The sequence below is a fragment of the Synechococcales cyanobacterium CNB genome (assembly GCA_030263455.1).
GTDB lineage: Bacteria > Planctomycetota > Phycisphaerae > Phycisphaerales > UBA1924 > CAADGN01.
Genome location: SZOZ01000010.1, coordinates 15,877 through 33,310, shown reverse-complemented (window position 1 = coordinate 33,310; position 17,434 = coordinate 15,877). Strand labels below are relative to the sequence as shown.

Annotated in this window: 15 protein-coding genes; 8 read left to right on the top strand and 7 right to left on the bottom strand. The window is 70.9% G+C overall.

Translation table 11 applies throughout. The features are described 5' to 3' along the window. Positions 1-31: 31 nt before the first annotated feature. Entirely contained in the window at positions 32-1,282 is a 1,251-nt protein-coding gene (locus tag FBT69_10925) for a diphosphate--fructose-6-phosphate 1-phosphotransferase (GenBank protein MDL1905304.1), read from the top strand. Between the two features lie 6 nt (positions 1,283-1,288). On the opposite strand, the gene hisF is transcribed toward FBT69_10925, so the two are convergent. The 5 genes from hisF to FBT69_10900 all read right to left on the bottom strand — a co-directional run bounded on the left by hisF (position 1,289) and on the right by FBT69_10900 (position 8,212). Next, positions 1,289-2,785, bottom strand: coding sequence for an imidazole glycerol phosphate synthase subunit HisF (hisF, locus tag FBT69_10920; protein ID MDL1905303.1), 1,497 nt, complete (start codon positions 2,783-2,785; stop codon positions 1,289-1,291). Between the two features lie 105 nt (positions 2,786-2,890). Then, positions 2,891-3,475, bottom strand: coding sequence for an imidazoleglycerol-phosphate dehydratase HisB (hisB, locus tag FBT69_10915; GenBank protein ID MDL1905302.1), 585 nt, complete (start codon positions 3,473-3,475; stop codon positions 2,891-2,893). After that, entirely contained in the window at positions 3,472-4,641 is a 1,170-nt protein-coding gene (locus FBT69_10910) for a histidinol-phosphate aminotransferase family protein (protein ID MDL1905301.1), read from the bottom strand. Before FBT69_10910 ends, hisB begins: the two co-directional genes overlap by 4 nt. Next, positions 4,638-5,459, bottom strand: coding sequence for an ATP phosphoribosyltransferase (gene hisG, locus FBT69_10905; GenBank protein MDL1905300.1), 822 nt, complete (start codon positions 5,457-5,459; stop codon positions 4,638-4,640). The genes FBT69_10910 and hisG overlap by 4 nt, the downstream gene beginning before the upstream one ends. Before the next feature lie 356 nt (positions 5,460-5,815). After that, positions 5,816-8,212 (bottom strand): glycoside hydrolase family 127 protein, encoded by a 2,397-nt coding sequence (locus tag FBT69_10900; protein MDL1905299.1) that lies wholly within the window; start codon positions 8,210-8,212, stop codon positions 5,816-5,818. 54 nt (positions 8,213-8,266) lie between these two features. Here FBT69_10900 and FBT69_10895 point away from each other — a divergent pair, with 54 nt between their 5' ends. From FBT69_10895 to galK, 4 genes are all read left to right on the top strand, one after another. Beyond that, positions 8,267-9,070 carry an ABC transporter ATP-binding protein gene (locus tag FBT69_10895; protein ID MDL1905298.1) on the top strand — a complete coding sequence of 268 codons (804 nt, stop codon included), beginning with the start codon at positions 8,267-8,269 and terminating at the stop codon, positions 9,068-9,070. Continuing rightward, positions 9,042-10,469, top strand: a complete 1,428-nt coding sequence (locus FBT69_10890; protein MDL1905297.1) for an ABC transporter permease — start codon at positions 9,042-9,044, stop codon at positions 10,467-10,469. Before FBT69_10895 ends, FBT69_10890 begins: the two co-directional genes overlap by 29 nt. A 129-nt stretch (positions 10,470-10,598) precedes the next feature. Next, on the top strand, positions 10,599-11,585 hold the full coding sequence (locus FBT69_10885) for a hypothetical protein (GenBank protein MDL1905296.1): 987 nt from the start codon (positions 10,599-10,601) through the stop codon (positions 11,583-11,585). Beyond that, positions 11,536-12,759: a galactokinase gene (galK, locus tag FBT69_10880; GenBank protein ID MDL1905295.1), complete on the top strand. Its 1,224-nt coding sequence runs from the start codon at positions 11,536-11,538 to the stop codon at positions 12,757-12,759. Before FBT69_10885 ends, galK begins: the two co-directional genes overlap by 50 nt. A gap of 80 nt (positions 12,760-12,839) precedes the next feature. Here the strand turns inward: galK and FBT69_10875 are convergent, their stop codons facing one another. Beyond that, positions 12,840-13,931: a 5-(carboxyamino)imidazole ribonucleotide synthase gene (locus FBT69_10875; GenBank protein ID MDL1905294.1), complete on the bottom strand. Its 1,092-nt coding sequence runs from the start codon at positions 13,929-13,931 to the stop codon at positions 12,840-12,842. A 153-nt stretch (positions 13,932-14,084) separates the two neighbouring features. On the opposite strand from FBT69_10875, the gene FBT69_10870 reads away from it, so the two are divergent. Genes FBT69_10870 through FBT69_10860 form a run of 3 tightly spaced genes read left to right on the top strand, consistent with a single transcriptional unit; the run spans position 14,085 to position 16,940 of the window. Then, the gene (locus tag FBT69_10870; GenBank protein MDL1905293.1) at positions 14,085-15,536 is read left to right on the top strand and encodes an MBL fold metallo-hydrolase; all 1,452 of its coding nucleotides are present in this window, start codon (positions 14,085-14,087) and stop codon (positions 15,534-15,536) included. Positions 15,537-15,540: 4 nt separating this feature from the next. Further along, on the top strand, positions 15,541-16,389 hold the full coding sequence (locus FBT69_10865; GenBank protein ID MDL1905292.1) for a sulfite exporter TauE/SafE family protein: 849 nt from the start codon (positions 15,541-15,543) through the stop codon (positions 16,387-16,389). Continuing rightward, positions 16,386-16,940 (top strand): rhodanese-like domain-containing protein, encoded by a 555-nt coding sequence (locus tag FBT69_10860; protein ID MDL1905291.1) that lies wholly within the window; start codon positions 16,386-16,388, stop codon positions 16,938-16,940. Before FBT69_10865 ends, FBT69_10860 begins: the two co-directional genes overlap by 4 nt. On the opposite strand, the gene FBT69_10855 is transcribed toward FBT69_10860, so the two are convergent. Beyond that, positions 16,941-17,396: an Rrf2 family transcriptional regulator gene (locus FBT69_10855; protein ID MDL1905290.1), complete on the bottom strand. Its 456-nt coding sequence runs from the start codon at positions 17,394-17,396 to the stop codon at positions 16,941-16,943. Positions 17,397-17,434 lie beyond the last annotated feature (38 nt).

The following is a 17,434-nucleotide window of genomic DNA, read 5'->3' as shown; positions in this document are numbered from 1 at the left end:
AAGCAAACGAAGATCGGCGACAGGAGCAGCGATGACGAGGCTCGCGGAAGGCAACGCGGTGATCGGCCAGTCCGGCGGGCCGACCGCCGTCATCAACCAGTCTCTCGTCGGCGTCGTGCAGGGCCTGCTCGCCGCGGGGGCGGGCCGGCCCGGCAACCCCGTCCGGCGAATCCTCGGGATGCGCCACGGCGTGCGCGGCCTCACCACGGGCGACCTCGTCGACCTCACCGACTTCGACCGCCCGCGCCTCGAACGCCTTGCCGTCACGCCCTCCGCCGCCCTCGGCTCCACCCGCGACAAGCCCGACGAACCCTACTGCAAACGCATCTTCGAGGCCTGCGCGAAGCACGGCGCTCGCTACTTCTTCTACATCGGCGGCAACGACTCCAGCGACACCTGCCGAATCGTCAACGAGGTCAGCAACAAGGCCGGCTACGAACTGCGATGCTTCCACGTCCCGAAAACCGTGGACAACGACCTCGTCGGCAGCGACCACACGCCCGGATTCCCCTCCGCGGCCCGCTTCGTCGCCATGGCCTGCATGGCCGACTTCCTCGACAACATCTCCCTGCCCGGCATCAAGATCAACGTCATCATGGGCCGGCACGCCGGCTTCCTCACCGCCGCCAGCGCGCTCGCCCGACGCGCCGATCGGCCCTTCGAGCCGTCCACCGACGGCCCGCAACTCATCTACGTGCCCGAAGTCCCCTTCGACACCGAGCGATTCGTGCAGGACGTCGCCGAGGTCTACGACGCCAAGGGCCGCTGCCACGTCGCCGTCAGCGAGGGCATCTGCGACGGCGAGGGGCGGCCCATCGGCGCCACGCTCATCCGGGGAGCACAGGTGGACGCGCACGGGAACGTCCAACTCTCCGGCTCGGGCGCGCTCGGCGACGCCCTCGCCGATCTCCTCAAGGCCAAACTTACCCCCGCCGGCGGCAAGCCCCCGCGCGTCCGCGCCGACACCTTCGGCTACATCCAGCGATGCTGGCCCGACGCCTCGCCCGTTGACGCGAGCGAGGCCCGCGGCGTCGGCCGATTCGCCGCCGAACTCGCCGCCAGCGGCGACCTCGACGGCACCGTCGCCGTCGAACGCGTCAGCCCCATCGGCTCCGCCCAGCCCTACGCCGCCCGCTTCCGCAGGCTGGACCTGGGCACGGTCGCCGCCAAGACGCGACACATGCCGCCCGAGTTCATCGACGGACACAATAACATCAGTCAGGCCTTCATCGACTACTGCCGACCGCTCGTCGGCACGCTCCCCATCTACGAGCGGCTGTAACCGCTCTCATCCGGCCGGACGCAACGCCACGCCCAGCGCGGCCAGGGCTTGCTTCACGCCATCGACCGTGTGCTCCCCGTCGTGGAAGATCGACGCCGCCAGCACCGCGTCCGCGCCAGCCTCGAGCGCGTGCTTCAGGTGCTCGGGCGTGTCCGCGCCACCGCTGGCGATCACCGGCACGGGCACGGCCACGCTGACCGACCGCAGCAGGTCGAGGTCGTAGCCCTCGCGCGTGCCGTCGCGGTCGAAACTCGTCAGCAGCACCTCGCCCGCGCCGAGTTCGCACGCACGCCGCGCCCAATCAACGGCGTCAACGCCCGTCCGGCGCGTGCCCGAGCGCGTCACCACCTCCCAGGAGAACACCGAGGACGAAGAAGTAGAACGCAGAGAACGCGGAGCAGAACCGCCGCTTGGAAGATCGGACTCTGAACCCGGCTCCCTCTCTGCGCCCTCTGCGTTCCGCCTCCTCGCCGCGTCGATGGCGAGCACCGTGCACTGGGCGCCGAACCGCCCGGCGAGGTCCGCGACCAGCGCGGGGCGCTCCACGGCCGCGGTGTTCACGCTCACCTTGTCCGCCCCGGCGTCGAGCAGCGCGGCCGCGTCCTCCGGCGTGCGCACGCCCCCGCCGACGGTCAGCGGGATGCTCAGCGCCGCACGCACGCGGCGCACCGTCTCCGAGGCCGTCTTGCGACCCTCGGGCGTCGCCGAGACGTCGAGAATGACGATCTCGTCCGCGCCCTGCGCCTCGTAGAGCGCGGCCCGCTCCGCCGGGTCGCCCGCGTCGCGCAGGTCGGCGAACCGAACGCCCTTCACGATCCGCCCGTCGCGCACGTCGAGACAAGGGATCACGCGCGGGAAGGGCGTGCGACCGATCGCCCCATGCAACGCGCAGGGCCGCCGCGCCCCCGTGCCCGCGCACAACCACCGTTCGACGAGCGCTCGCCCCCAAGGCCCCGACAGTTCGGGGTGGAACTGGCAGGCCAGCGCGCGCCCGCGCTCCATCGCGCCGACGAACGGGCCGGCGTGATCGCTCGTCGCGCACGCCCAGCCCGAGGGGGGGGCTTCCAGACGGTACGAGTTCGCGTAGTACGCGCACCCCGACTCCAGCAGCGCGCATCCAGGCCCGGCGAACACGCGGTTCCAGCCGATCTGCGGCACGCGGACGGAATCGGGAAAGCGGGTGACGCTCGCCGGGATGACCCCCAGCCCGCGCACGCCAGGCGACTCCTCGCTCGACTCGGCGAGCAGCTGCAGCCCGAGGCAGACGGCGAGCGTCGGTCGGCCTTCGATGATCCGCCGCCGGAGAGGTTCGACGAGGCCGTGCGCGTTCAACGCGTGCATACCCGCGCCGAACGAGCCGACGCCCGGCAGCACAAGCCGCTGGGCATGCTCCGCGTCGCGCGGGTCGTCAGACACACGAGCATCGACACCCGCGCGCCCCAGCGCAGCAAGAACGGAGGCGAGGTTCGCTGTGCCCGTGCGGATGACGACGACTTCGCTCATGGATGGCTCACTCGAACGAACGCGAAGATACCAAGGACCGCAAACGTGTCGTCATCCGGGATATGCCCATACGATCGGCGTCTTCGCCTCTTCGTCGCTTTCCCCTCACATCACACCCTTCGTGCTCGGCGCGCCGGCCGCCCCCGTGCGGGTGACGGCCTGCCGCAGCGCGAGGGCGGCCGCCTTGAAGGTCGCCTCGGCCTTGTGGTGGTCGTTCTCCCCGCGGATCAGGTCCGCGTGCAGGCACAGACGCGCCGCCGTCGCCAGCGACGCCAGCACGTGCGGGATGTTCTCGCACGCCAGCCCGCCGATGCGGTCGTAGTTCAGCGGCAGGTTCACCGTCGCATGCGCCCGCGTGACCAGATCAACCACCCCCCGCGCCAGCGCTTCGTCCAGCGGGGCATACGCCGACCCGAACCGCGCGATGCCGGTGCGGTCGCCGAGCGCGGCGTCGATCGCCTGCCCAATCGCGATCGCGCAGTCCTCCGCCGTATGGTGGTCGTCCACGTGCAGGTCGCCCGTGCAGGTCAGCGACAGGTCGAAACCCGCGTGCGTGGCCAGCGCCGTCAGCAGGTGGTCGAGAAACCCGACGCCGGTAGACACCGTGACCGCACCGACACCGTCGAGGCTCAGCGTCACGGCGATCTCTGTCTCGCGCGTCTTCCGATGGATCGTGGCGGTGCGGCTCATCGACAGGTTCCTTCAGCAAGCTCAAACTCAGAACACGCCGAGGTCTCGCGGAGTGCACACCCCGCGGACACGCTGCGCGGATCATCGTTGCCCTCCGCGCCCTCCGCGTTCATCCCCGTGCACTCAGCGTTCATCGGAGAATCTCTCCCAAAGCCCCGACAAGCCGCTCGAACTCCTCTTTGTTCCCCGGGCAGGTGATGCGCAGCCGATCGCCCAGCGGCGTGCCCCGCTCGAAGCGCCGGACGCGGATCCCCCGCTCGCCCAGCGCATCCGCGACCGCCCAGGCGTCCGTGAACCGCGCAAGCACAAAGTTCCCCTGCGACGGCGGCGCGTCCGCCCCCATCGACCGGAGCCGCGCTCGTGCCGGCCTGATCGGCCTCCAGCGCAGCCGCCGCCAGCGCGAGGCTCACGCCCGACGTCGGGAACGGATGCCCGACGGTCCGCAGCCACCCGATCGCTTCCGCCGGGCCGATCGCGTAGCCCACGCGCAGCCCCGCCAGGCCCCACGCCTTGCTGAACGTGCGCGTCACGACCGCGTTCGGCAGCCGGAGCAACTCGGCCGTCGGATCCTCGTCCGCGAACTCGACGTACGCCAGGTCGGCCACGACGAGGCACGAGGGGTTGCGCCCCGCAATGCCCAGCATGTCGGCGGGGGAAACGGCCGCCCCGGTCGGGTTGTTCGGCGACACGATGAACGCCGCCCGGGTCCTCGCGTCGATCGCACGCTCGAACTCCTCCGCCGGAAACGCCCTGTCGAGCCACGGCACCTCCACCGGCAACCCGCCCGCCAGCCGCACGTACCGCGGCAGCATCTCGAAGGTGGGATCGGTCAGCACGGCCGTACGACCCGGCTCCAGCATCGCCCGGCACAGCCGTTCGAGCGCGTCGTCCGCGCCCGCGGTCACCACGACCCGCTCCGGCTCGACGCCGAAGTGCGCCGCGAGAATCGCTTCGAGCGCGGTCGGCTTCGCGTAGCGACGCAGCGTCTCCGCGTCGAGGGCGCGAAGGCGATCGAGAATCGCCGCGTCCGGCGCGCGCCCCTCGTTCGCGTGCAGCCACAGCGGACTGTGGACAGCGGACCGTGGACGTGAAGCAGCGGCGGGCGGCGCATACGGTGCGACGGCGCGGACACGAGCGGCCGGTGCTGGTCGCGGCGAATCGCTCACGGCACCACCTGCGCGATCGGCGAGATCACGATGTCCGTCCCCCCGCGCGCTCGCAACGCCGGGATCAGGTGCGGCAGGTCCGCACGGGGCACGGCCGCCTTCACCGCGTACCCCGAGTCCGCGTGCAGCGGCGAGATCGTCGGCTCCCTCATGCACGGGAGCGCGGCGCACACCTCTTCGAGCCTCTCGCGCGGCACGTTCAGCTCCAGCATGACCCGCCGGCGCGCGTCCAGCACGCTCCGCAGCAGCAGCGCGAGGTCGTCGATCCGCCCGCGACGCGCCGGGTCGTCCCATGCCGACCGGCTCGCGTACAGCCGCGTCGAGGAGCGCATCACCTCGTCCACGATCACGAGGTCGTTCGCCTGGAGCGTCGAGCCGGTCGCCGTCACGTCGATGATGCAGTCGGCGTCCTCCGGCGGAAAGACCTCCGTCGCCCCATACGAGCGCACGAACGCCGCGTCGAGCCCGCGAGCGGCGATCCAGCGCGTCGCCAGTCGCTCGTACTCCGCCGCGACGACCAGCCGCCGCGCCGGCAACCGCCCGTCCTCAAGAATCGCCCGCGGCGCGGCCGCCACCAGCCGCACCGGGTCGAGGCTCGTGTCCAGCACTTCGACGATGTCCGCGCCGAGTTCCGCCACCCAGTCCGCCCCCGCGAAGCCAAGGTCGCGCGTCCCGGCGTGCAGCATCTCGACCACGTTCTGCGGCTTGAGAATCTTCGCCTCCACCGCCGGCAGCGAGACGACGGGCCGATACCCGCGCGGCGAGACGGCCACGCGGATGCCCGCGTCCGCGAGCAGCGCGAGAACTCCGTCGTGCATCCGGCCCTTGGGCAGACCCAGGCGGAGGGTTGTGGGGGGGGGGTCACCGGCGGCGGTCTCGGTCACGGGCGGCTCCTTGTCTGCCGTCCCTCCGACGCCGATCCCGCCAAAAAGGAATCGACGCCGGGGGGAACCGGCGTCGATCGGCGGGCCTCAGTTCGGCGGCACCGTCACCGGTTCGCGTGGGGGACGCGATGGTGATGGGGATGGTGCTGCAAACCGAGGCTTGGGGTGCTCATGGACGGCTGTAGTGTTGCACAAACCGGCGGGCATGTCAAGCCGAAATCCGAGAGGATGCGCGGAGCGGAAAGAACGCAAACCGCTCCCTGACAGTCGTGGCTCGTCCTCTCGGCTCATCACCGAACCCGCCATTCAAGAATGCCCGCGGAGAACTCCGGCTGCAGGTCCGCCTCGAGCCGCAGCCCGTCCGTCGTCACCGGCCGGAACTCCACCGTGTTCCAGCGGTCGGTCTGGGCGGCGTATGGGGTCGTCGCCTCGACCGGCTTCCACCGCCCGTCCTCGCGGTAGAGCAACCGCCACGACCGCGGCGGTCGGCACTGCCCCATCCCCGTGTCGTCAAACCAGTACACCTCCACGGCGCAAACCGTCGCGGCGCGCGGGAAGTCGTACTGCACCCACTCCGTGCTCCCGCGCCGCGGCCACCACGTATGCCGCTGGATCGAGCCGTCGTTCGAGTGCTTCGGCTCCGCCTGGTCGTTCAACGCGCGCACCGTGTCCGACGACCACGTGTGCGAGGCCGACGCCCGCGCCGTCGAGGCGATCGTGGGCTTGAGCGGCTTCGGCACGACGCCCGCCTCCCGGGCGATCCATACCGCCATCTCGTTCGGGCCGCGGTGGTTCCAGGCGTAGTAGGGAATCGCGGTGAGCGCGTGCTCGCGCGTCGCGATGGTGTCGGTCGCCTCGTCGTAGTACGCGATGCGCGCGGGAGCCGTAATCGCAACGACCCCGCCGAGCAGGTCGCGGCGCGGCTGCACGCTCAGCGGAGCATCGTCCGGCAGCACGAGGTGCAGCGCACGCCCCTCGTTGTCCGCGCCCTCGACGCAGTAGACGATCGGCCCCCGCTCCAGCGCGACCCGCCCTCGGTTCGGCCCGACCCGCTCGTCGGCCACCACGCGCCGAACCGGCATGGGCAGGCGCAGTTCGATCGTGTCACCCGACCTCCAGACCCGCCGGATCGGCACGTATCCGCGGTCGAGCGATATCGGTGTCGTCGAGTTGTTCACCAGCAACTCGGGAACGCCCTCCCGCTCGTCCGCGTAGCGGTACAGGTCGCTCGGCACGGGCCTGTCGTACACCCAGCCCGGGAACCGCAGCATGACCGTGAACTCGCTCTCGCGCTCCGGGCTGATCGTCAGGCGGATCACGCCGTCCCACGGGTAGTCCGTCTGCTGCGTGATGCTCGCCGGCGTGCCGCCCACGCGCACCTCGGCCGTCCCGCCCATGTAGAGGTTCACGAACACCGCGTCCCTTGACGTGGCGTAGACGTAGCCGGGGATCGACGGGATGAACCGCGCGACGTTCACCGGACAGCAGGCGCACGCGAACCACGGGGCGCGGTCGGGCGTGCCCTGGTTGAAGTTCGTGTGCCCGTCGCAGGCGAGCGGGTTCGGATAGAAGAAGCGGTCGCCCGAGAGCGACACGCCCGCGAGGAACGCGTTGTAGATGATGCGCTCCAGCACGTCGGCGTAGCGTGCGTCGGCGTGCAGCAGCGCCATCCGGTGCGCCCACAGCGCGCCCGCGATCGCGGCGCAGGTCTCGGCGTACGCCGAGTCGTTCGGCAACTCGAACGCCTCGCCGAACGCCTCGCCCGACCGGCGCGCCCCGAGTCCCCCCGTCACGTACATCTTCGACGACACCACGTCCGTCCACAGCGAGTCCAGCGCGGGCAGGTAGTCGTCCATGCCCAGGTACGCCGCAGCGTCCGCCATCGCCGCGTACTGGTACCCGGCGCGCACCGCGTGCCCGACCGCCTCGCGCTGCCGCGCCACCGGCTGGTGGTCCTGCGCGTACGGACCGTAGAGCGGCTCGGCGCGCCCCTCGCCACGACCGCGCGATTCAAGGAAGTACCGCGCCAGCTCCGCGTACCGCTTCTCCCCCGTATGCCGCGCCAGCCGCATCAGCCCGATCTCGATCTCCTGGTGCCCCGGCGTGCCGCCCAGCTTGCCGGGCCCGAACGTCGCGTCGATGTGGTCCGCGAATCGCGTCGCCACGTCCAGCAGCGTGCGCTTGCCCGTCGCCTGGTGGTGCGCCACCGCCGCCTCGAACAGGTGCCCCGCGCAATACAGCTCGTGCATCACCCGCAGGTTCGTCCAGCGCTTGCCCGGCTCCTTGAGCGTGTAGTACGTGTTGAGGTAGCCGTCCGGCAGCTGCGCCGCCGCGATGCGCTCGACCAGCGCGTCGAGGTAGGCTTCCAGTTCCGCGTCCGGGTGGATCGCCAGCGAGTACGACGCTCCCTCGATCACCTTGTACACGTCCGAATCGTTGAAGAAGAAGCCCTCGTGCTCGCCGGGCGCCCCGGACGCACGGTCGAAGTTCGCCAGCCGACCCGTCGCCTCGCACTGCTCGAACGCGAACGGGATCGTCACGACACGGTTCGTCTCCAGCCGCGGCGACCAGAACCCGTCCGCGACGTGAACGCTCGTGAACGGCACCGGCTCGAGACGATACCCCGAAGCGCCCGCAGGCTGCGCGGCCATGACCAGGCTCCCGACTGCGGCAATGACCATGCTCATGCTCGACTCCGGTGACGTTTCACCCCTGCTGCACCGAAAGGAACCTCGCCACGGATGAACACGGTTGGAGCAGGCTTGGCTTGGGACTTCACTCCCGATCCGGGTGCTTCCGTCCTCATCCGCGGCGACTTGTTCGTCCTAGTCTACGATCACCCCCTCTGCAACGGGAGACTCCGGTCGATGGGTGAAACACCTGCCCTGCGGATCGACGGCCTGCGGTTCGCGTACGGGACGGGCGGGCCGGCTGTCGTGGACGTGGGGTCGCTCGTCCTCGCACCCGGCGAGCAGATGCTCCTCACCGGCGGCTCCGGACGCGGCAAGAGCACCCTCCTCATGCTCATCGCCGGGCTCATGGAGCCGAACGCAGGCCGCGTCGTCGTCGACGGTCAGGTCGTGCACGACCTCCACGGCGCCAGGCGCGACCTCTTCCGCGGCCGAGCCATCGGCATGATCTTCCAGACCTTCAACCTCCTCCACGGCTTCAGCGCGCTCGAAAACGTCATGGCCGCCCTCATGTTCTCGACCGTCCCCAGGGTCGAGCACCGCGAACGCGCCGGCACGCTGCTCCAACGCCTCGGCGTCGAGCGGGTGAACGCCAGACCCGAGGAGTTGAGCGTCGGGCAGCAGCAGCGCGTCGCGGTGGCGCGGGCGGTCGCCTGCGGCCCCGCGCTCGTGCTCGCCGACGAGCCGACCGCCAGCCTCGACCCCGAGAACGCCGCCAACGCGATGGACCTGATCCAGCACGCCTGCCGCGACGCAGGCGCGGCCCTGCTGTGCGTCAGCCACGACCCCTCGATGGCCGAACGCTTCGAGCGACGGGCCTCATGGGATGAACTCTCAGCGGCGGTGCGGACATGATCGAAGAGATCGAACGCGAAGGGCGAAAAACGCACGAAGCGCAGGGCCGGGGAAAAGACTCCGAAGCACGCCGCGACCACCGCGGCTTTCGCGTTCAAGAGGATCACGCACGATGGCCATGAGCGACCTGACCATCATCTGCCGAAGCCTCACCGGGCGCATGTTCTCCACCGTGACCACGGTCGTCACGGTCGCTGTTGCCGTCGGGCTGATGTTCGTCCTCCTCAGCCTGCGCGACGCGGGCCGGCAGGCGTTCGAGCGCGGCTCCGGCAACATGCACCTCATCATCAGCGCGGACGCCAGCCCGCTCGTCTCCGTCCTCAACGGCGTCTTCTACGCCAACGCGCCGGCACGCCCGATCCCCTGGCAGCGATTCCAGCAGATCGCCGACGACGGCCGCGTCGAGTGGGCCATCCCCAACCAGCAGGGCGATTCCTTCCAGGGCCTCCCCGTCCTGGCGACCACGCCCCAGTTCTTCACGCACTTCACCCCCGCGCCCGGCGAGCCGTGGCGCCTGTCCCAGGGCACGTACTTCGAAGGGCCGTTCGACCTTGTGCTCGGGGCGCGGGCGGCCCGCGCGACCGGTCTGCGCGTCGGCGACGAAATCCACCTCACCCACGGCCGCAGCGACGCCCGCGCCGGCGGCGCGCCCGCCCACGTCCACTACGACTTCACCTACCGCGTCGCCGGCATCCTCGAACCGACCGGCAGCGCGCACGACCGCGCCCTCTTCTCCGATCTCCGTGCCTCGTGGATCATCCACGCCCACGACCGCCGACGCGCCGAAGACCCGAACTCCCCGCGCCCGACCGAGGCGGACCTGACCGACGCCGACCGCCTGGTGACGGGCATCTACCTCCGCTGCATCACCAGGGGGGGAGCCGCGACCTCCCCGCTCGTGCCGGTGGTGGCGAGCGAACTCCGCCGCGACCCCTCCATCGTCGTCGCCGAGCCGAAGGCCGAGATCGACAGGCTCTTCGCCATCGTCTCGAACGTGGACCAGGTGCTGCTGGCGATGGCGGCTGTCGTCATGGTCTCCAGCGGCATCGGCATCATGCTCGCGCTCTACAACTCCATGGAGCAGCGCCGGCGCCAGATCGCCGTCCTGCGCGTCCTCGGCGCCAGCCGGCCCCGCATCTTCGGACTCGTGCTCACCGAGTCGGCCGTGCTCGGCGCGCTCGGCGCTGCCGCCGGACTCGGCCTGGGACTCATCGGCGCACAGGCCGCCGCGGGCGCGATGAAGGAGCGCCTCGGCCTCGTCGTCCAGCCCTCGCTCCCCCTCGACTGGATGATCGTCATGGCCGCCGCCACCGTCCTTCTCGCCTCGCTCGCTGGCCTCGTCCCCGCCGTCATGGCGTATCGGACCAGCGTCGCCCGCAACCTGCGGCCGATCGGCTGATCCGAGGGGAGAAACCGCCCCCTGACGGTCACGGCTCCTTCGAGAGGAAGAATCCACGAACGAACCTACGATTGGGACGCAACGGGCCGTGCCGCGGGGGAGTATCTCAAGGCGGAACAGGAGGCGACGATGCGGGTCTTCTGGGCGTTGATGGCGGCGTTGTTCCTGGCCGGCGGCGCGGTCCTCTTCATGCGCGATCGCCCTGCCGCGAGCGGCGGAGCAAAGGTCGCCGAGACCGCTGCGCGCCCGGCGCCGGAAGTCCAGGACCGCGCGACATCGCCCGATGCGTCCTCGACGCGGGATGCCGATATTGAGAACGCCACTCCCACGCCCCAGGCACAACAAGAAGCCCTCGCCGTGTCCGCGGAGGCACCCGATGCGGAGGCGACCGTGGTCGAACCGCCGATCGAGGTCGTCGCTGAGGAGCACGCGGTCGCGGAGGTCTCGGAAGTCCTTGTCGTGGAAGTCGCCGCGCCGGAAGCAACGAACGATGCCGTGGCGGCCGCCGACGAAACGAACACGCCACCCGAAGCGCCTTCGCCTGCCGTCGCCGTAACGACCCGCGAGGACCTGACTCCGCGGAAGCCGCCGACGGGGGACGCCGCGCCGGCCGAGCCGGAAGTTCGCCCCGACGCGGTCGAGCGGCGCGAGGACGGCTCCTTCCTCATCGGGGGAAAGCACGTCGTCACGGGCGAGGGCACCGTCGAGAAGCCCTATGAAATCAGCTGGGAGATGCTCATCTCCGCCTCGCGCGTCTACCGCCCCAAGCAGGGCAAACTCGAACTGCCCGAGTGGGCCGCGCTCCTCAACGGCAAGCAGGTCCGCATCACCGGCTTCATCGCCTTCCCCTTCGTCGCCGACGCCGCCAGCGAGTGCCTCCTCATGCTGAACCAGTGGGACGGCTGCTGCATCGGCGTCCCCCCAACGCCCTACGACGCCGTCGAAGTGAAACTCGGCGTCCCGCTCGACCTCACCCGTCAGGCGATCAACTACGGCTCCATCCGCGGCGCCTTCTCCGTGGACCCGTACCTCGTCAACGACTTCCTCGTCGGTCTCTACGTGATGGATGACGGGGTCGTCGAGGCGGCGGCGGCACGCGATGCCCAAGGTTACTGATCCTCAGGACACGCCCGGTGAACCGGCCGAGCGAGCGCGGGCCGGCCTGCGCGCGGCGTTCGGGCGCGAACCCGCCGCCCTCGCGCGCGCGCCCGGCCGCGTCAACCTCATCGGCGAGCACACCGACTACAACGACGGCTTCGTCCTGCCCATGGCGATCGACCGCTCGGCGGCGGTCGCCGTCGCACCGAACACCGAGGGCCGCTGCCGCGTCGTCGCGCTGGACCGCGGCGGCGAGGCCGCTTCCTTCGAGGGCCGCGGTCGCAACGCCTCAACCCCCCCCTGGGCGCGCTACGCCGAGGGCGTCGTCTCCCTCCTGCGGGCGCGCGGCGTCGGCGTCCCCATGTTCGACGCCGCACTCGCCTCCAGCGTGCCCCCTGGCGGCGGGCTGAGCAGTTCCGCTGCCGTCGAGGTCGCCTTCGCCGTTGCGCTCTGCTCGCTCGCCGGCGAAACGCTCGACCCCATGTCGCTCGCCCGCCTCTGCCAGCGGGCCGAGCACGAGTTCGCCCGCGTGCCCTGCGGCATGATGGACCAGCTCGCGTCCGTCTTCGGACGGCGCGGCCACGCCCTGCTCATCGACTGCCGCACCGTCGAAGTCCGTCCCGTGCCGATCGATCAGGCCCGGGTGAGCGTCCTCGTCGTGGACTCGGGCGTGCGCCACGAACTCGCGTCCGGCGAGTACGCGAAACGCCGCCGCGAGTGTGAGCGCGCCGTCGCCGAGTTGGCGCAGCACGATGCGGCGGTGCGCTCGCTCCGCGACGCCACGGAAGAAGCGATCGAGCGGGCGCGTTTGGAGCCGACGCTCCGCCGGCGCGCCCTCCACGTCCTCCGCGAGAACGCCCGGACGCTCGAAGCCGCCCGCCTGCTCGAAGCGGGCGACGCCCCAGGCGTCGGTCGGCTCATGCTCGAATCCCACGCCAGTCTCCGCGACGACTACGAGGTCTCGTGCTCCGAGGTCGATGCCCTCGTCGAGATCGCCGCCACGACGCAGGGCGTCTTCGGCGCGCGCATGACCGGCGGCGGCTTCGGCGGGTGCGTCGTCGCCCTCGTCGAGCCGCGCCACGTCGAAGCGGCGGGCAGCGCCATCGTCGATAAGTACCGGCTGCGCGTCGGCGCGCGCGCGCGGTGGATGGTGGTCAAGGCGGCCGACGGGGCGCGCGTCGCGGTCGGCTGAAGACGCGGAAGAGTTGGCGGACGGGCCTGCAACGTCTCGCCCGGGAAGAAGGACGAGGGTGGGTCGCCCGACCCGGAGCGTCAGAGCCGGAGCAATCGCAGCAGGCGCGCGAGGCGGTCTTCGAGTTCGTCCGTCGTGTCCGCCCGCAGCGTCACGTGCCCGAGTTTCCGGCGCGGGCGAGGCTGCTTGCCGTAGAGGTGCAGGTGCGCGCCGGGAATGGCGAGCACGTCCTCGCTCGCAGGCGTCTCGCCGACGAGGTTGACCGTGACGGCGTGCCCCCGCGTCGCCGTTTCGCCCAGCGGCATCCCGAGCGCCGCCCGGACGTGGTTCTCGAACTGGCTCGTCTCCGCCCCCTCGATCGTCCAGTGCCCGCTGTTGTGGACGCGGGCAGCCATCTCGCTCGCCAGAAGCGCCTCGCCGTCGTCGAAGAGCTCGATGGCGAACGTGCCCACGTGCCCGAGCGATTCGAGCAGCGCGGCCGCGTGCCGCTCCGCCCGCAGCAGCGTGGCGCGATCGATGTCCGGCGCGGGGGCGCGGGCCGTGTGCAGGATGCCCTCGCGGTGGACCGTCTCCACGGGCGCGTAGAACACGATGGTCCCGTCTTCCGCCCGCGTCCCGACCAACGCGAGTTCGCGCCGGAACGCGATGCGCCGCTCGTAGATCGCCGGTGCGCCCCCCAACGCCCGCCACGCGCGTTCGGCATCGTCCGGCGAATCCACGCGCGCCTGCCCGCGTCCGTCATAGCCCCCCGTGCGGGTCTTGAGCAGGCCCGGCGCGCCGACACGCTCGACCGCCACGCGCACCTCCTCGAGCGACGACGCCGCGTGGTAGGGCGCGACAGCGTAGCCCGCCTGCTCGAACGCCTGCTTCTCCTCGAAGCGGTCCTGCGAAACGGCCAGGCTCGTCGGCCCCGGCCGCACGGGCACACGCCCGCCGAGCCGGTGAAGCGCGGCCACCGGCACGTTCTCGAACTCCCACGTCACCGCCTCCGCGCCCTCCGCCAGGCGCGCCAGCGCGCCCTCGTCGTCGAACGGGGCGACCAGGTGCTCGCCCACCGAAGCGGCGCACGCGTCCGGCGCGGGGTCGAGGAACCGGCAGCGCACGCCCAGCGGGTGCGCGGCCAGCGCGATCATCCGGCCGAGTTGTCCGCCGCCGAGAATGCCGAGCGCCATCGAACGCCTCCGGGGCCGGTTGGTGAGGATGGTACCTACCCTGTTCCAACGCTGAGCGTCCGGGGCGCGGCCGGCGAAATGGGAAGGAGATGGGGCGTGCAAGGCCCCGCCCCCGCCGAACACTTCGTCCCAGGGCGACGAGAGGAGCGCGGCATGTTCATGCGAATGGTCTATGACGAGAAACTTGCGCAGGCCGCCTACGTCATCGGCTGTCAGCGCACCGGCGAAGCCGTCGTCGTCGATCCCGAGCGCGACGTGGACCGTTACGTCGCGCTCGCGCGGGCCAACGGCCTGCGGATCACCGCCGTCACGGAGACCCACATCCACGCCGACTTCCTTTCCGGCTCACGCGAGATGGCCGAACGCACCGGGGCACGCCTCTACCTCTCCGACGAGGGCGGACCCGACTGGAAGTACGGCTGGCTCGACAGCAAGCGGGGCGGCGGCCGCTACGACGCCGTGCTGCTCAAAGACGGCTCATCCTTCCGCGTAGGCAACATCGAACTGCGCGCCCTCCACACCCCCGGCCACACCCCAGAGCACCTCTGCTTCCTTGTCACCGACCACGGCGGCGGCGCGTCCGAACCCATGGGCATCCTCACCGGCGACTTCGTCTTCGTCGGCGACCTCGGCCGGCCCGACCTGCTCGAAACCGCCGCCGGTGTCGCAGGCGTCAAGGAAGCCTCCGCGCACACCCTCTTCGCATCGCTCCGCAAGTTCACCGCCTTGCCCGACTACCTCCAGGTCTGGCCCGCGCACGGCGCGGGTAGCGCGTGCGGCAAGGCCCTCGGTGCGGTCCCCCAGAGCACCGTCGGCTACGAACGCCGATTCAACCCGGCCCTGAGTTTCGCGGGCGACGAGTCGAAGTTCGTCGAGTTCATCCTCGAAGGACAGCCCGAGCCGCCCCTCTACTTCGCACGCATGAAGGTCCAGAACCGCGACGGCGTTCCCTTCCTCGGCGAAGTCCCCAGGCCGTGCAGGCTCACCACCGACGAACTCTCTCGCATCGACGGCCGCTCGACCGCGGTCATCGACGTGCGCCCCTGGCCCGCCTTCCGAGACGGCCACCTCGCAGGCTCGATGTGGACGCCCACCAACAGCCAGTTCCCCATGGTCACCGGCTCGTACATCAAGCCCGAGGAACCGATCGTGCTCGTCTGCGAGCCTGGCCGCGTCGAGGAGCTGACCCGCGACCTCGTCCGCATCGGCCTGGACCGCGTCGAGGGATGGGTCGTGCCGGAAGACCTCGCCGGCCTGCGCAACCTCGCAACGACACCGGAAATCGATGCGCCGACACTACGCGAGTGGCTGCACTCCGGCGAGATCAACAGCCGCGCCGTGCTCGACGTCCGCCGCGCCGCGGAGCATGAGACCCGCGCGATCGCCGGCGCGGTCAACGTCGCGCACACACGCCTCCCGGCACGCCTCGACGAACTCCCCCGCGGGCCGATGGTCGTCCACTGCGCCGGGGGCGTGCGCTCCGCTTCCGCCTGCTCCTTCCTCCAGCGACTCGGCCACGACGTGACCAACCTCGCGGGCGGCATGAGCGCATGGGAAAAGTCCGGCGGCGAGACCATCACCCCGGGCCGGATGGCCCCGAGATGAACGCGTGATCTACGCACTGCTCGGCGCGCTCGCGGTCGGCGTCAGCCTCGGGCTGCTCGGCTCGGGCGGGTCCATCCTCACCGTCCCCGTCCTCGTCTACCTCCTCGGCCGACCCGAGAAGGCCGCCATCGCCGAGTCGCTCGCCATCGTCGGCGGCATCGCCGCCGCGGGCGCCGCCCTGCACGCACGCCGCGGCGCGGTCCGATGGAACAGCGCGATCCTCTTCGGCCTCCCGGGCATGATCGGGTCGTTCCTCGGTGCGTTCGGCTCCAAGTACGTCAGCGGCGCGGTGCAACTCACCATCTTCGCCGGCGTCATGCTCGTCGCCGCCACGCTCATGGTCCGCGGCGTCGGCATCGCCTCGCGAGTGCCGGCCCCGGGGACGGAACCGAGGCGCGGCCTCCGCGCCGCCGCTCTCACCGTCGCCGCGGGCCTCGCCGTCGGCGCGCTGACCGGCTTCGTCGGCGTCGGTGGAGGGTTCCTCATCGTTCCCGCCATGGTCCTGCTCATGCAACTCCCCATGGGGCACGCCGTCGGCACCAGCCTCGCTGTCATCGTCATGAACTGCGCCGTCGGATTCGTCAAGCACCAGCGCGTCCTCCCCACACTCGGCATCGAAACCGACTGGACGACCATCGGCCTGTTCATCGCCGTCGGCGCGGCCGGAACCTTCGCGGGCAGCGCGATCGCGGGACGCCTCAAGCAGACCACGCTCCGCAAAACCTTCGGACTCTTCCTCCTCGCCATGGCCGCGTTCGTCCTCTACCGTGAAGCCCCCCACGCCATCCGAGACTGGACCGCCCAACCGGCCAACAATCTCGCGCCATACAACCAACAAGGAGCCGAACCATGACGACGGCACAGCCGGAAGCACGCCCGGGTTCGATCCGAAACGTCGACGCGCAGACCCTCCGCTCGTGGGTCGAGCGCGGCGAGGCCGTCGTGGTCGACGTCCGCGAGCCGGACGAGCACCGCGAGGCGCACCTCCGCGGCTCCATCTGCGTCCCGCTCTCCTCCTTCGATCCAGCACGAGTCCCCACGCCCGACGGCAAGCGCGTCGTCCTCCATTGCCGCAGCGGCAAGCGATCCACCGACGCCGCCACACGCCTCCTCGCCTGCGGGTGGCCCGAAGTCACGCAACTCGAGGGCGGCATCGAGGCGTGGAAAAAGGCGGGACTCCCCGTCGAACGATCCCCGGGCGCGACCATCAGCATCCAGCGGCAGGTCCAGATCACCGCCGGCTCGCTCGTCGTCGCGGGCGCGGCGCTCGGCTATCTCGTCTCGCCCTGGTTCTACCTGCTCAGCGCCTTCGTCGGCGCGGGGCTGGTCTTCGCCGGCGTCACCAACACCTGCGGCATGGCCGCGCTCCTCGCCAGGATGCCCTGGAACACACGCTCCGCCTGATCACACCCGACCACGCACCGTCGGCCTCGCCAGCGGCGGAAACTCGCATCCGCGCGGCTCCAACGACTCCGCCAGCAGCTCCGCCACCGTCGTCGCCGCCAGCGTGCGACGCATCGTCGTCACCATCTCGTCCAGCCGACGATGCAGCGGGCACAACACCGGCGTGTGCTCCGGAAGCCGAAGCGGACACTCCTTGATCTCAGGCAACGCGTCCAACGCATCCACAACGTCCAGCATTGTCACCCGCTCCGGAGGCCGCGCGAGCGTGAACCCACCCGACGGCCCGCGCTGCGCATGCAGCACCCCAGCCTTCGCCAGCGTGCTCAGAACCTTCGCCAGATACCCCTCCGGCACCTGCACCGCCTCGGCGATCGCCTGCGTCGTGTGCGGCCTCCCGCCCGACTTGGCCAGGTAAAGCACGGCTCGCAGCGCGTATTCGGTCGTTCTGGAGAGCATCGCGAGATCGCACCGCCTCAGGACAGAACCTCGCTCAA